The organism is Yersinia alsatica, assembly GCF_902170305.1.
Lineage (GTDB): Bacteria > Pseudomonadota > Gammaproteobacteria > Enterobacterales > Enterobacteriaceae > Yersinia > Yersinia alsatica.
Genome location: NZ_CABHWW010000023.1, coordinates 190,452 through 205,667, shown reverse-complemented (window position 1 = coordinate 205,667; position 15,216 = coordinate 190,452). Strand labels below are relative to the sequence as shown.

Genomic DNA, 15,216 nt, shown 5'->3' with positions numbered 1-15,216 from the left:
GAGATATATAATGAAGAAAATGAAGTGGGCTCTTATATCAGGAGATGGTCTCCCTACCAGTGGCCTACTAACCATATTCAGAAACGTGGTTGAAATAGCCATGAGAAAAAATATTATCTTTGATCAGATACCGACAGATTTAGGCTTTTCATGGCGACCAGATAAAGTCAATTTTTTCCCTTATGGTAGCCAAGATTCACATTATCCAACATGGATGAAAGTAAATTCAATTCACCAATACTCAACATACAGTGAAAATTTCAATGCCCAATTTATTAATATCAGAAGTAAAGTAGCAAAATATGACACCTTAAGTAAAATAGAAATCAACGTGATTAAAAAAGAGATCGATTCAATGTCTGAGTGCTACCAAAATTATTTCACTCACTGGCTTGAAGACAATGCCATTGATTGGCTGTTCTGTTTAAACATGACACTCTCGGATGCTGTGCCGGTCAATTTGGCCATCCATAATGCAGCCAGAAAATACTGGGATGGAAAAGGCTATGGTGGTGTCATTTTCTGGGATCACGACCTCTTTAGTAGCTATGCTATCTATGAACAAGCGGAAAGATTGTACCCTGAAATCCCAAATATTTTAACACCAATACCACAGGATAATATCTACACTAAATGGATAGTCGCGTCAGAGGCACTCGCCAATGAAAGCAAGAATTATCCAACAAAACTGACGGCAGATGTGATCCCGAATATATTACCTGATGTAGATGTTTCAAATTTTAGTAACATTCATATTAATTTTTTAAAGCAACATAATATCTCTACAAATTCATCTATTATTATAGTTCCGGTCAGGATATTTAGAGTCAAAGGTATCGAGATATCAATCAGTGTATTTAATTCGTTATTAATTATTTATAAAGAGCATAACTTAGCCCTCCCCAAACTACTTATATTTGGTAATGTGAATGAAGATCCCGAATATGCCTATTATCTAAAAGAACAGGTTGACTTACTGGGCCTTAATGAGGACATCATATTTTTGGATGAAGTCCCACTTCAGACATATAAGAATAAAAATAATAAATGGTATTTAGATGAAATTGACTTGCTCATTATCTGCCATACATTATCCGGTGCAGTTTTATTTACCCCAAACGTAGAAAATGTGGAAAGTGTCGGTTTAGGGCCAGCTCTGGCGGCTATTGCAGGAGTTCCGTGTGCAGTAACAGAGTATTCCGCTTTCACCGAGTTTTATGGATCAGAATATCACCATATAAAAGTGGTTCCAGATTGTCCTATAGAAGCGGCCCAGCAGCTATTTGAATGGATACGAATGCATGCATCAGGAGAAGCAGAGATAAAAATCCGATTAGCCAGCAATAAACGACTTGTTCAATCTAAATTTCCTCAGGAACCCTGGGAGGAGTTTACACATCGACTGCAACACGGATGATATGATTAAAATTTTAAATAATATCTTTTTAAATTAAATATTTTCCATTAGAGGATATAGAATGAATATCAGATATTCTTGTATACAAAAAACAGCGCCCGATATCCCCGCCAAAATTAATGTTCTTATATTAGGGGGCGGAATGTCAGGTTTGGAGTTAGCTAAGCATTTAAATAATAGAGACGTTGAAGATATTGTTGTTATTGAAGCCGGTCCTGCTAACGATTTCAATCATATTAATGCAGGAGAAGATTACCTGCGCGCCGATGAATTTTGGAAAAATGAAAGTGCCGATCAATATGCCTATCGCTCATGGCGTTCATTAAGTGAGCCTCATTTTTCGAAAGGAACCTGCCTGCGCCGCAGGGTGGGTGGCCGCTCACTTTATTGGCATGGTGTGATCCTGCCAATAGAAACAAGCATTCTTAAATACTGGCCCACCAACGTTGTCCGTGATCTCACCGAAAGTTGGTTAGGAGGTCCGGCACTTTATACTCGGGTGCAGGCTGAAATGTTGGCATGGGCAGGAAAGAGCCATGAAACTGACTATTCTTTTAAATTTGCTAATTTCGAATTTAAGATCACACCTCAAGTCACCAGAATGATTGGTTCATCGGGCCGCTGGGAAGCCTACTCCCCTTTATCTTACTGGAAACAGAATAATCAAATGAGGATGCCCCCTCTCATTATTTCTGGATATGAAGCTATCGCGCTTATTATCAGGAATGGCAAATGCGTTGGTGCCAAACTTAAAAATATGGGCACTAATGAGATACATCATGTGTGGGCTGATAAATGCGTTCTTGCCCTAGGTACTATTGAAAACTCACGTTTAGCCACTCAAGTACTCCACGATACTGGGCATTTGATAGCAAAAAAATTAACCGGCCTGGTTGACCATATTGTGCAGGGATTTAATGTAACTTTTGAACGAGATAAAATCCCCAGTAAGTTTAGAGAGCTCATTGAAGCGAAACCCGACGCTATCTTCTTTAGCCCCAGCCTCTGTGGTGAGCGATTTAATTTATTTTTTACTATTAGCACATCAGATTTTGGTATTGAATTAGAAGTATGGACCATGGGGGAACAAATCCCTTCGGCTCATGGCTGTATCAGCACAGAAGTCGACAATAAAACCATGCCATTATCTATCTCTTGCGATTTAGGTAATGCCGAAGACACATTAATACAAAAAGAAAAAGATGAGTTAAATATATTTTGGTGCGAAATTTGTAATGATACCAACATTCTTTTTGAACCTTTGCCCTTTGAAACTAAATTTACTGCACATGCCCGCACCATGGGAGATGTACATAATCAGTTTCGATCTTCATCAAGGATAGTCAATTATAATGTACCGATCACATGGATCAGTCCTCTTGGTACTGAAAACCACGAAAGCAGTACTCTGCCGCTGGGTGAGATATTAGACGAAAACCAAGAGTTTACTCATATAAGTAATCTATTTGCTGTTGGTCCGAGTACCTTCCCACGGCCAGGCGCGGCTAATCCATCACTAACAACACTCGCGCTGTCACGCCGACTCGCATACCTACTCAATTGAGTTTAGTCTAAATTAATAAGGATATTAATTATGCAAAAACCTATTTATATTCTTGGCACAGCACTCTCTCATGATGGTTCAACGTGTTTAATGAAAGATGGAGAGATTATATTCGCTGTAGAAAAAGAAAGAGTATCAAGAATAAAGCATGATGGATTTAATGATCATACGACTATTCAGTATTGTTTAGATGCGGCAGGTATTAAGTACAATGATCTCACTCTGGTCGTCGAGCAAAACTCGCATAGCCCATTATTTAGTGAGCAATTAGAGTATCGAAAGAATAGAACATTGCCACCCATGATTCCTGTGGTAACACTCTCTCATCATTTAGCACATGCCTATAGTGCAATAGGAACATCACCCTTTGATGATATGGGGGTGGTGGTTATTGATGGGCATGGCGGCAGCTTGGATAACTGTAATGATCTGAGTGAAAACATCCATGGCACCAACAATATCCACATCAATAATCGCTATCGCTACTGGGAGACATGCAGTTATTACGTTTATCAAAATGGCCGGATGACACCGATATTTAAAGATTTTTCCCGCTGGGTTAATCGTAAAAATAGGAAAGAATACCCCGCAGCAACATGGGAAATAGAAAACTCTATTGGCGAATTTTATGAAGGAATTGCGCTGTATATTTTTGGTGAGCTTGATTGTGCCGGTAAATTAATGGGGCTAGCGCCCTATGGCAGGCCTAATATTATTGACTGGCAACCATTCTATTTCAATTCAGGTAAAGTGATATTACGTAATGACTGGTGGGTAAATATCGACCCACTACTGAATAGCCGTCCGACACATTTTCGCGATAACTTCCAATACTATGCAGATCTGGCTTGCTGGGCACAAACCAAGCTTGAGGAAGCCCTATTCTATCTATTTAGCTATTACTACCAACTTCATCCTATGAAGAATTTTGCTTACGCGGGCGGTGTAGCCTTAAATGCAACAGCTAACGAGAAACTCATTAATAGTTGCGAGTTTGAGCACCTCTATATTCAGCCTGCGGCAGGCGACAATGGGCTTTCTATTGGCTGTTGTTATTATGGCTGGCTGGAAGTTCTTAAAAAAGAACGAGTTCGACATTGTGGCTCCACATTCTTTGGTAAAAATTATAATGATATTAGCGTACTAACAGAACTTGAAAAGCATGAGGATAAGATTGAGTACAGCCATCATGATGATATTGAAACCATGGCAGCAGAATCTATTGCGGCAGGTCACGTTATTGCCTGGTTTCAGGGAGAATCTGAATTTGGGCCACGAGCTTTAGGCAATAGAAGCATTCTTGCTGACCCTCGTAACCCCCAGATGAAAGATCACATTAATATTAATGTTAAGTTCCGGGAAGATTTTCGCCCATTTGCACCCGCGGTTTTACATGAAGAAGCACATGACTATTTCAATCTAACTCATGACAGTGATTACATGCTCTTTATTGCTTATGTAAAAGAACAATACCGGGCTGACCTTCCTTCAATTGTTCATGTCGATGGCAGTGCTCGGGTTCAAACCGTCAAACAACACCTCAATAAGAGATTCCATACATTAATTACTGCTTTCTTTGAGAAAACCAGCATACCTATATTACTGAATACGTCGTTGAATACGAAAGGAATGCCAATAGTGGAAACACCCGCTGATGCAATTCATTTATTTTTGAATTGTGGTTTAGACTACTTATTCATCAATAACTATAAGATCTCTAAGAAATGACAGGTAATAATCTGAGTCAATAATCATTTTACTTTCTGGTTAATACCGAGGTTTTTATGCCAAGACGTAAAGTTAAGTACCACCGTAGGAACAGCCTAAAAATTGGTATTATTCATTTAGCCACCGAAGGCATTCAAATTTTTGTCGGTGGCGTGGGCTCTTATATAAGAGGCCAAATTCAGGTTTTACCCGAAGTGATTAAATTTTTATCTAATAACAACATTCAATTAGAACCCCACTTTATTGAAATTGCATGCAGTAAATACAGTGAATTCTTCGATAAGATCAGCCGTGCTCGTTATATACATAAAATTCATCATATGCGGGGAACCTTTTCCACTGTGCCAAACATGACTCTGGGTAAAGGAGCGGGATGTTTATGGCCATATGGTGATACTTTTCTTGGCGACTTACAAAATTGGAAAATATCCTCTGCTGCAGCGGCCGCAAAGGTCATCGATATCAGTGATAACTATGATATTACCTTAGTATTCTGTCATGAGCCGTCATTCGCGTTTACCCCTTTAATTGCTAGCTTACACGCCGCTCTTGAAGGGGTTAATTTAAAGATTGTTTATATTTCTCATGGCACTGCATTTAATCATGAAATGCCTTTACCTAATCCAGAACGTCTTATGGCTGAATCATTACCCATCCACTGGGCTAAGAATGATTCGACTATTAAAATTGGTCATATCAGCCACTTTCTCGCCAACCATTTAGTGGCACAATACGGAGCGGCCCCACAAACATTGATACCGGTTCCTGCGGGAATCGATATCAATGACCCTTGGTTCCGAATACGCAGTGATCACGAGATCAGTCGCACATTGTCATCTCATGGAATACCACTGGAATATCCTCTGGCCATCACGCTCGGAAGAGGAGTGCGCTATAAACGCCATGACTTATTACTTAAGGCTAGCAGTTATCTGAATGGCGAAATCCATCCCGTCATTATGAGTGAACCTATTTTACCGGAATTATCGGCATTAGCTGACCTGCTCGACATACCATCCTCAATCGTACATTCGTTTGATAGCGAACTGATGGCATGCCTGATTCAATGGCGTAATACGCGGGTATGTGTTCTTTCAGCTGAGAATGAGCCGAATGGATTGATTCCTATGGAGTCACGCTGGTTGGCTAGAAAGCAGGGAGCACTATTAGTTGTTGCCGACTCAGGTGGTTTCAGTGAGCAAGTTGAGCATGGTATTAATGGATTCCGGCATAATCCGGGGGATGCCGCCAATTTAGCGCAGGTCATACATCAAGTGTGCCAGTTAACCCCATTTGAAATAGATAAGATCAGGCAAGCCAGCGCCACATTAATCAAAGAACAATATAACTGGAAAAACCAAATTTTGACGCCATTGGGTTATTTAGTTCCGCAAATAGCAGCCCTGCGTTAGGCTGCTATTTCCATGAATTTTACTGAAGTTTAACAACACCGATTGCGGTATCTAATAGCGCTTTTTGCCCATTACGGCTGGCCTCAAGACAACCAACAGCCCCCACTAGCATCGGAATATCCAACTCTTTCGCCAAAATGGCACTGTGAGACATAATATGCCCTTTGCTTAAACAGATGCCTTTTACTTGCTGATGACTCAGTCCAACCATCTGTGAAGGGAATAATTCTTCAGCTAATAATAAAATCTCACTGCTGACTGACAGCGGGACAGGAGGCAACCCTGTCAAATGGCCTAATGTACGATTAAGAAGATCGCGAATATCCAGCTCCCGGACACGCAAGTAATCATCATCCAGTGCCTGATAATCCGCCACCATAGCCATCAGCTCATCTTGTAATGCGGATTCGGCTCCAACCAGCTGCTGCTCTATCCGTTTATCCATCGCCAGATGTAGCTCTTCATCATCGATCAGCATTGCATGTGCATTGAAAATAGCCGCCGCCTCAGCGCTAATTTGCTGTTCTGCCTGCTGTGCCAATTGCTGTAAATCAGCCATAGTTTGCGCCAGAGCCTGATGTAGCCGCTGTTGCTGACTTGCAATTTGCTCGGTGTGAATGGTTTGCGGTAAAAAAACCGGGACCGCAGGCAACCACTGTAATACCGGAGCACTAATAGCTCCGCGTGGCACCATTACGCCAGTAAATCCACTGTCACTGGTGGTTGTGACTGATTCGCCAAAATGCTGATGAGCCAGTTGCATAAAGGCATCCAGCGCCTCACCAGCTTGCACGCCACTGGCTAGCAGGCGAATAGTATCGCCCTTACGTACTTGCAGAATCGCTAACTGATTCAAGCTGCGCGGATTGACGCACTGACCATTTTTTTCCAGCATTAAATCGGCCGCAAAAGGTGCCAAAACTTCAACCAATTTGGCCGCCGGCCGGACATGCAGCCCGTTAGGGTTGCGCACCACCCAACTGACACTCTGTGCATCTGGCGCAACTTTAGCGGCCTCAGCATCATGGGGTGCTGGGGTTGCAGTGCTAACCCCTAGCTGAGCTGCTTTAGCCGCCATGGCCCCCATCGCCTCAGCACTGACCTCAGCCAGTGACGCCCCCGAGGATGCCGCCACCACCGCCGCCAGAGTCCCTTCGACCAGCGGCGCGGCACTGAGTTGTACGTTTTGCGCCATTTCTGGATCCAGCAACTCCAGCGCAGTTTCGGCGCTAAGCAAAGCGCTGCCTAAATCCATCAACACCAGTACGCCTGATGGGGAATAAACCGACTCAATGGCTTCCATCACTTTAATAGCATCCGTACCGATAGGATGATCCAGGTCGTCTACACCGGCGGCTACCGCCAACTGGCAACCCCCTTGTGCCATCTGCTGAGCCAGTTCGGCCACACCCTGAGCCAGCAGCGCGCTATGAGAAACTACCACCAGATTGACCATCTTTCCTCCTGATAATCTTGTCGGTTCAGCCGTATTAGCGGCTGGCAACCTGCCATAGAGCTTGCATCATCAACATCGCGGATGTCGCTCCTGGGTCTTGATGGCCAATGCTGCGCTCGCCAAGATAACTGGCGCGGCCTTTGCGGGCTTGCATAGTGATAGTCGCAGCCAGTGCCTGTTGGGCGCGTTCGACGGTTTGCTGTAAAGCATCCACCAGCGCAACGCCCTGTTGATTAGCTTGTTCAAGCTGCGCGACAACCGCCCACCACACATCACACATGGTTTTATCGCCCGGTTCCGCTTTGCCGCGCATCACCACGCCCTCAACACCATCTTTAAACATCTGACAAACTGCGGGTAAATCCAGGCTCTGCTTAGCATTGGTGCTCTGCGCCGCACGAATAAAGAATGTGCCGAATAAAGGACCGCTGGCCCCCCCAACACTTGAAAGCAGGGTCATGCCGGTATTTTTCAGGATGAAGCCGATGTCTTTATCCGCAAATGAAGGTAATTTCTCGACCACTTTATTAAAACCGCGATTCATATTCAGGCCGTGGTCGCCATCGCCGATTTCGGTATCCAACTGCGTCAGAAAATCGCGTTGTTCGCTGAAAACCTCAGCGCAGAGTTGTAACCAACTGACAATTTGTTGTTTGGTAAGTCCCATGGTTTTCTCCAGGCACATTATTTTTTATAAGTAATCTATTGTGTTACAGCCAATTCATTCATACCCAATAGATTTCAAACGACAGGAAGACGGTAAATCAGCCTACCGCAATAAACTGACAAAAATCAGTGAGTCGGGTCAGCAACAGCCGCCAATACACCTGTAATTTGAAAAATTCAGCGTATTAGCAACCCCAGCGTAATGCCGGAGTGTTGACTGGCGCATCCCACAGCGACAACAGCTCATCATCCACTTTTAGCATCGTAATAGACATGCCTTGCATATCCAGCGAGGTGCAATAGGAGCCAATTAATTTGCGTTCAATGGTTAAACCAAACTCGGCGCAGCAGACTGCCAGGCGGTGCCAAACACCATAAAGCTCCGACAGAGGCGTCGCCCCCAAATTATTGACCAGCACAATCACTCGATCGCCTTTTGCCAGTGGTTGCTTAGCTTGGCGCGTTTCGCGCCAATCTCCTGCTTGTCGGTCCCAATGGCGTAAAGTGCGCTGATAGCTACCGTGCTCAATCAGAGTCTGGAACATCGCATCGACAGTGTCATTCAACGAGGTAAATGGACGGCGTTCGATGCCCGGTTCACCATGAATCCCCACGCCAAACTCCATCTCATTTTCCGCCAGCACAAATGACGGTTTGCCCGCCGCAGGCACAGTACAAGCGCCCAACGCGATGCCGATAGAATGCCCCTGATTATTAATTTTTTGGCCCAATGCGACGCATTCATCCAGTGAATCGCCCCGAGCCGCAGCGGCACCCAGCAATTTTTCGATAATGACGGTATTCGCCACCCCACGCCGCCCGGCGGTATATAGGCTATCTTTGACGGCAACATCATCGTCAATGACTAAGGTTGCAACAGCCGTGCCATCGGCATGCAGTAATTCTGCGGCCGTTTCAAAATTAAGAATGTCACCGGTGTAATTCTTAATTAGCATCAGCACCCCTTGCCCGCCATCAATGGCTTGGCCGCATTCATACATTTGATCTGGGGTTGGTGACGTAAAAATCTCGCCGGGACAAGCACCGTCCAGCATACCTGCTCCGATAAAGCCGCAATGCATTGGCTCGTGACCACTGCCGCCACCAGACATTAATGCCACTTTGCCTTGCACTGGAGCATCTATCCGAGTGATAAAAAGCGGTTCCTGATGCAATACCAGCTCAGGATGGGCCTCAACTAGCCCCTGAATTTGTTCCTGTAATACACTCTCAACGCTGTTAATTAATTTTTTCATTTTATGCTCCGCGAACGGGAATGCCGGGAAATAGAGCTGCCGATGATGAGGGGCACCGGCAAGCTCAGTCAGTTAGTTTATCTATCACTCAGCTTGTCTGTTATCGAGATTAGTTAAGGAAAGCCTGCCCTAAACTGTCAGCCACAATAATTGCAGCATAAACACTGTCTGGCGTGACGGTGAATGGCATGTTGTGGATGGTTTCACCTTCCGCGCAACTGGCCTCGGCTACCGCGCGAATTTTACGTTCGATATCCTGCGAGACACCCATTTCTGCCAATGTAATTGGTAAACCTAATTGCTGGCAGAATGAGAGCACCGTTTCAATCTCTTCCATGCTGCTGTTTTGTAACACTAATTGCGTCAAGGTGCCGAAGGCCACCTTCTCACCGTGGTACAAGTGATGGCACTCTTCCAAAACTGTAAAGCCGTTGTGGATGGCATGAGCCGCCGCCAAACCACTACTTTCAAAACCAATACCACTTAGATAAGTATTGGCTTCAATGATGCGTTCAACTGCTTCGGTGACCACACCGGCTTCTACTGCCAGCTTGGCTTTATAACCCTCTGCCAGCAAGGTTTCGTAGCATAAACGCGCCAAAGTGACCGCCGCCAAAGTTGATGCGCCACCCGCCATGCTGATGGCTTTAGCATCAAAACAGGCTTGTGCTTCAAAATAAGTTGAGAGCGCATCACCCATACCGGCAATCAGTAAACGCACCGGTGCTTTAGCAATAATGGCAGTATCCATCAGCACGATATCTGGGTTTTTCGGGTAAATCAGATATTCGGCAAATTCGCCCTGTTCGGTATAAATCACTGACAGTGCGCTGGTTGGTGCATCAGTCGAGGCAATCGTCGGAACCACCACCACGGGGATGTGTTGATAGTGAGCAATTGCTTTGGCTGTATCGAGGGTTTTGCCGCCACCAATACCCACCACCCCATTACAATGGTGTTTTTTCAGCTCCACGGTCAGGCGCTCGATCTCCTGACGAGAACATTCGCCGTTGAAGCGGCTGAAATGACTTTCCAGCCCACTGGCTTGCAGACTTGAGCCTACGGTATCAGCCGTTAACTTCATCACAAAATCATCAGCGATGATAAAATAGTTATTAGCCAGTAACTTAGAAAATTCGCCAATGGACTGTAGTGCATTGGCACCTTGAATATATTTAGACGGAGATTGAATGACTTTCAGCATACCTTGCTCCTGTAGCGTAAGAGATAACGTGCTAATGAATAATTTTTAGGGTCAATTTGATGAAACTGGAACCACTATAAGCGCAAAAAACAAGCTGAAAATGGGTAGCGAAAACGTTCCATAATGAAACATCAATAACGGAATGAAGTTTCATATTGGAACGATAAGACTGACTCTCAGGGGCAGGAAGAGAAGTGACGCACAGAATGGTTTTACTGTTTTAAGTTTTCGTAAGGTGCTTTATTTCATACGGCGTTGTCGGCAGCACAAATAAAAAAGCAGCCCCGAGAATTGGGGCTGCTGAGATCACGGCAAACTGAGTGATACGATGAGCGAGTTATTCACTCACCGGCTCATCATGCACTTTTTCTTTAGGTTCTGGGTTCATACTGCTGTAAATCACTGGCAACACCAGCAATGTCAGCACGGTTGCAAAGCCCAGGCCGAACATAATAACCACCGCCATACTCTGGAAGAAGGCATCACTCAGCAGCGGTGCCAGCCCCAGTACAGTGGTAAATGCTGTCAGCATGATTGGCCGCAGACGTGCGGTAGATGCATCAATAATCGCCTCGCGCAGCGGTTTTTCCTGCCGCTGCAAGCCGATCTCTTCTACCAACACAATACCGTTACGAATCAACATCCCACTCAAACTTAATAGCCCCAACAAGGCCATAAAACCGAATGGAATACCGGTAAGCAAGAAGCCCACGGTCACACCAATCAATGCCAAGGGGACTGTCAGCCAGATCGCCAGCGCATTACGCACGGAGCTGAACATCAATACAGTCACCACAAACATAATCAAGAATGCGATAGGTAAACTGATGAAGATCCCACGTTGAGCTTCCTTGGTACTTTCGTAGTCGCCGCCCCATTCAAGTTCATAGCCACGCGGCAACTTAACCGCCTCGACCCCCGGTCTGATGCGCTGCAATAGCTCCGCCGACGTCTCTCCACCCTGTTGGGTCGGATCAGTTTGTACTGTCAGTGTGCGCTTGCGATCCAGGCGCATAATCAACGGATCTTCCCACTCGGTTTCAAAGCTGGTGACGACGTTATCAATTGGGATAAAGGCCTGACGAGCCTGGCTCCACACCATCACATCATTGAGTCGTTCAGCATTGAGTCGCTCGGAATCAGGCGTTCGCAGCACAATCGGTATCAAGCGGGTACCATCACGGTATAGCCCCACCGGCAAGCCACCAAAGCTCATGCGCAACGTGCCATCAACCTCGCGTTTATCTACCCCCAGCTCGCGGCCCAGATAGTCGGAGAATTGTGGCCGGATCATTTTGCTACGATCCTGCCAGTCATGCCTTGCACCATCAGCCATGGGATCTGCAATGATCGCTTTCTCCGCTTGCGCAGCCAGTGAGCGCAGAACCTCTGGGTCTGGGCCAACAAAGCGGGCCTCAATGGAACTGTTGTTTGACGGCCCAAACATGATGCGTTTTATCTGCGCATCAACTTGTGGGTATTCGTCATGCATATAGGATTCAATTTCATCAATCAAACCCGGTATTTGGTCGAGTTGATCGGTACGAACCATAACCTGCGCATAGTTAGGATAGTGACGCTGGGCATTGTAGGTCAGCATAAAGCGCATCGCGCCCTGACCAATCGTCGCCATGGTGTCAGCCACCCCTTTTTGCTGCTTGATATACTGCTCAACTTTGTTCGCCACCTCTTCGGTATAGCCAATGTCCGTACCATAGGGCAGCCAGATATCAACAAAGAAGATTGGCGTGTTGGATGGCGGGAAGAAGCTTTGGCGCACATTGCCAAACCCAACTACCGATGCCGCCAACAACGCCGCCAACAGCACCAAAGTAACAGTGCGGTGTTGCAGTAACTTATTCAGAATCACACGATAATAGCGGAACAGCCAACCATCATAAGGTTGTTTGACGGGCTTATCAGCCTCTTCCTGCGCGGGTTTCTGGCTCTGGAATGCCCACTTGGCAAAGACGGGCGTTAGCGTCAATGCTGTAAACCAACTCAGCATCAGCGAGATCAATAACACCTGGAATAATGATTTACAGTATTCGCCAGTAGCATCATTGGACAGACCGATAGGTGCAAAGGCCAGAATGGCAATAACAGTGGCACCCAATAGTGGCATCATTGAGCGCTTCACCACATTGCTGATAGCAGTAAAGATGCTTTCGCCGCGCTGGCGGCCCACAACTATCCCTTCCACCACCACAATGGCGTTATCCACCAACATACTGAGCGCAATAATTAATGCCCCTAATGACACTCGCTGTAGCTCAATATTAAATAGCCACATAATCAGCAAGGTGCCGAGGACGTTAAGTGCCAGCGAGATGGCAATCACCACACCGCTGCGTACCCCCATAAAAATCAGCAGGGTGACAACAACAATGAGCAGTGCCAGCAGGAAGTTAAGAATAAAGCCATTTACCGCCCCTTCAACTTCATGGGACTGGTCATAGAACACATTGATATGCATGCCTGACGGGCGCTCACCGTCCAGCTGTGCCAGCCGGGCTTTTATGGCATTACCCACATTAACAACGTTGACGTTCGGGGCGAAGGAGATGCCCAGAGCCAGTGCAGGCTTACCATTAGCGCGATAAATATTGGTGGGAGAATGACCAAAACCTTGTGTCACCGTCGCGATATCACGGAGATAGACGCTTTTTGGGCTACCGGGCTGGCTAACCAGTAAGTTCCCCAGCTCTTGTACGTTTTGGAATTCGCCGGTGGGATGCAAACGAATCGACTCACTGCCCACCTGTAGCTGACCGGCATCGGACACCACATTCTGGCGGCTAAGCAAATCAGATAGCTGTTGCGGCGTAATACCCGCTGCCGTCATCTGGGCGCGGGAAATTTCTACCTGAACTTCTTCTGGCAGAATACCGACAATCCCCACTTTACCGACCCCAGGCACCAGAACCAATTCACGCCGCAGCTGCTCGGCGAAATTACGTAAATCCTGATTACTGTAGCCATCACCGGTCAGTGAGAAGAAGAAGCCGTACACATCACCAAAGTCGTCATTGACCATCGGAGCACTGGCTCCAGGTGGCAGACGCACACTGTTGTCATTTATCTTGCGCCGCAATTCATCCCAAATTTGCGGTAACTCATTCGCGCCATACTGCGCGCGGATATTAATGGTTATTTGCGATAAACCTGCGCTAGAAATTGAAGTGACATCATCAACAGAAGAGAGCTCCTGAATGGCATTTTCCAGGGGTAACGTCACTTCCTCCTCAACTTGCTGCGCCGAAGCGCCATCATAGCGGGTAACAACCACCGCCGTTTTGATGGTAAAGGCCGGGTCTTCCAGCCTGCCTATATTGAGATAGGCAATAATGCCACCAATACCCAGCAACAGAATCGTTAGCCAGATACGGGTATTATTATTGATGAAATTATCAGTCAGCTTCATTAGAGACCCCGCTCACGTACCCAAGCCCGAACGACTTGATTTGGGCGAAGCTCGCCGGTACCTGCGGAGACGATTTGTTCGCCATCAGCCAACCCGGAAGTGATTTGAATGCCGTTTGCGGTGAGCTGACCAACCTGAACGCTGCGTTCTTCTACATGCATCTGGCCATCATCATTTTTAATGACCCAAACCCGTGCATCATTCAACTGGGTACTGTCAGGATTGAATACCGCTTCCACAGGCACCACGATGGTCGGGTGGTCAGTGCCAGACAGATTGCCGGAATTGATTCTTACCCGCCCACTGATACCTGAAAGTAATGGCATATCCGGTGGGCGTTTCATGGTCAACGTCACCTGGAAGGTCTGGGAAGCAGAGGTTGTTGACGTGGTATGTTCTTTATATTCAGCAATAAATTCACGCCCCGGCAGATGGTTAAGTAATACCGTTGGCTTGTAATTACGATTGCTGATGTCCAAAGTTGTAAACAGACGCTCTGGCACACTGAATACCACATCCAGCGTATCCAATGCGCTCAAGGTTGCCACCGGCTGACCTGGGGCCATAACCTGATGGTTGCGCACATTAACATTGGCAATAATGCCGTCAAAAGGCGCGGTAATGGTGGCATCACTGAGTTCTTTTTGGGCAATTTCTAACGCTGCACGGGCAGACTCCATCTCAGCGCGGCGCACGTCTAGCTCGGCACGAGAAACGGCTCTTTGCCCTTGCAATGTATTGAAGCGGTTAAACTGATCCCGCGCCAGATTAAAGCTCGACTGGCGATCCCTGACCCGCAAATTCAGATCAGTATCATTGAGCATGGCAATTCTCTGGCCTTTTTTGACCTGCTCACCTTCGCGAACCAGCAACTGTTGTAGTTGCCCGCTGCGTTTAAAGGAGAGCTGGGTTTCATCGCCAGCTTGCAGCCGGGCCGGGAAATAACGAGTTCCATTTTGCCCACCGTCTTCGACGGTAAATATTTTTACCGGACGCACACTTTCCACGACTTCTGGGGGAGTTCTGTCGCAAGCAGCGAGAAGAAACGTTAATAGCAGAGTGATTACTGTTTTTATCTTCACTATAAGA

At 46.3% G+C, this 15,216-nt stretch carries 10 protein-coding genes; 4 read left to right on the top strand and 6 right to left on the bottom strand.

The window, feature by feature from the left end:
* Nucleotides 1–10: 10 nt before the first annotated feature.
* The 4 genes from FTA96_RS12570 (at nt 11) to FTA96_RS12555 (ending at nt 6,121) form a co-directional block, all read left to right on the top strand.
* Nucleotides 11–1,417, top strand: coding sequence for a glycosyltransferase family protein (locus FTA96_RS12570; RefSeq protein ID WP_145573923.1), 1,407 nt, complete (start codon nt 11–13; stop codon nt 1,415–1,417).
* A 61-nt stretch (nt 1,418–1,478) separates the two neighbouring features.
* A complete protein-coding gene (locus tag FTA96_RS12565) occupies nt 1,479–2,981 on the top strand; it encodes a GMC oxidoreductase (protein ID WP_050121647.1) in 1,503 nt (500 codons plus the stop codon).
* Nucleotides 2,982–3,011: 30 nt separating this feature from the next.
* A complete protein-coding gene (locus FTA96_RS12560; protein ID WP_145573921.1) occupies nt 3,012–4,709 on the top strand; it encodes a carbamoyltransferase family protein in 1,698 nt (565 codons plus the stop codon).
* 56 nt (nt 4,710–4,765) lie between these two features.
* Nucleotides 4,766–6,121, top strand: coding sequence for a glycosyltransferase family 4 protein (locus FTA96_RS12555; RefSeq protein WP_145573919.1), 1,356 nt, complete (start codon nt 4,766–4,768; stop codon nt 6,119–6,121).
* A gap of 19 nt (nt 6,122–6,140) precedes the next feature.
* On the opposite strand, the gene dhaM is transcribed toward FTA96_RS12555, so the two are convergent.
* From dhaM to FTA96_RS12525, 6 genes are all read right to left on the bottom strand, one after another.
* Entirely contained in the window at nt 6,141–7,577 is a 1,437-nt protein-coding gene (gene dhaM, locus FTA96_RS12550) for a dihydroxyacetone kinase phosphoryl donor subunit DhaM (protein ID WP_050133307.1), read from the bottom strand.
* Between the two features lie 34 nt (nt 7,578–7,611).
* Nucleotides 7,612–8,244, bottom strand: coding sequence for a dihydroxyacetone kinase subunit DhaL (gene dhaL, locus FTA96_RS12545; protein WP_050109549.1), 633 nt, complete (start codon nt 8,242–8,244; stop codon nt 7,612–7,614).
* Between the two features lie 184 nt (nt 8,245–8,428).
* Complete coding sequence (dhaK, locus tag FTA96_RS12540; protein WP_050150402.1) at nt 8,429–9,499, bottom strand: dihydroxyacetone kinase subunit DhaK; 1,071 nt, start codon at nt 9,497–9,499, stop codon at nt 8,429–8,431.
* A 109-nt stretch (nt 9,500–9,608) separates the two neighbouring features.
* Entirely contained in the window at nt 9,609–10,703 is a 1,095-nt protein-coding gene (locus FTA96_RS12535; RefSeq protein ID WP_050109551.1) for a glycerol dehydrogenase, read from the bottom strand.
* A gap of 337 nt (nt 10,704–11,040) precedes the next feature.
* The gene (locus FTA96_RS12530) at nt 11,041–14,127 is read right to left on the bottom strand and encodes an efflux RND transporter permease subunit (protein WP_145573918.1); all 3,087 of its coding nucleotides are present in this window, start codon (nt 14,125–14,127) and stop codon (nt 11,041–11,043) included.
* Nucleotides 14,127–15,209: an efflux RND transporter periplasmic adaptor subunit gene (locus FTA96_RS12525; protein WP_050109553.1), complete on the bottom strand. Its 1,083-nt coding sequence runs from the start codon at nt 15,207–15,209 to the stop codon at nt 14,127–14,129. The genes FTA96_RS12530 and FTA96_RS12525 overlap by 1 nt, the downstream gene beginning before the upstream one ends.
* Nucleotides 15,210–15,216: the final 7 nt, after the last annotated feature.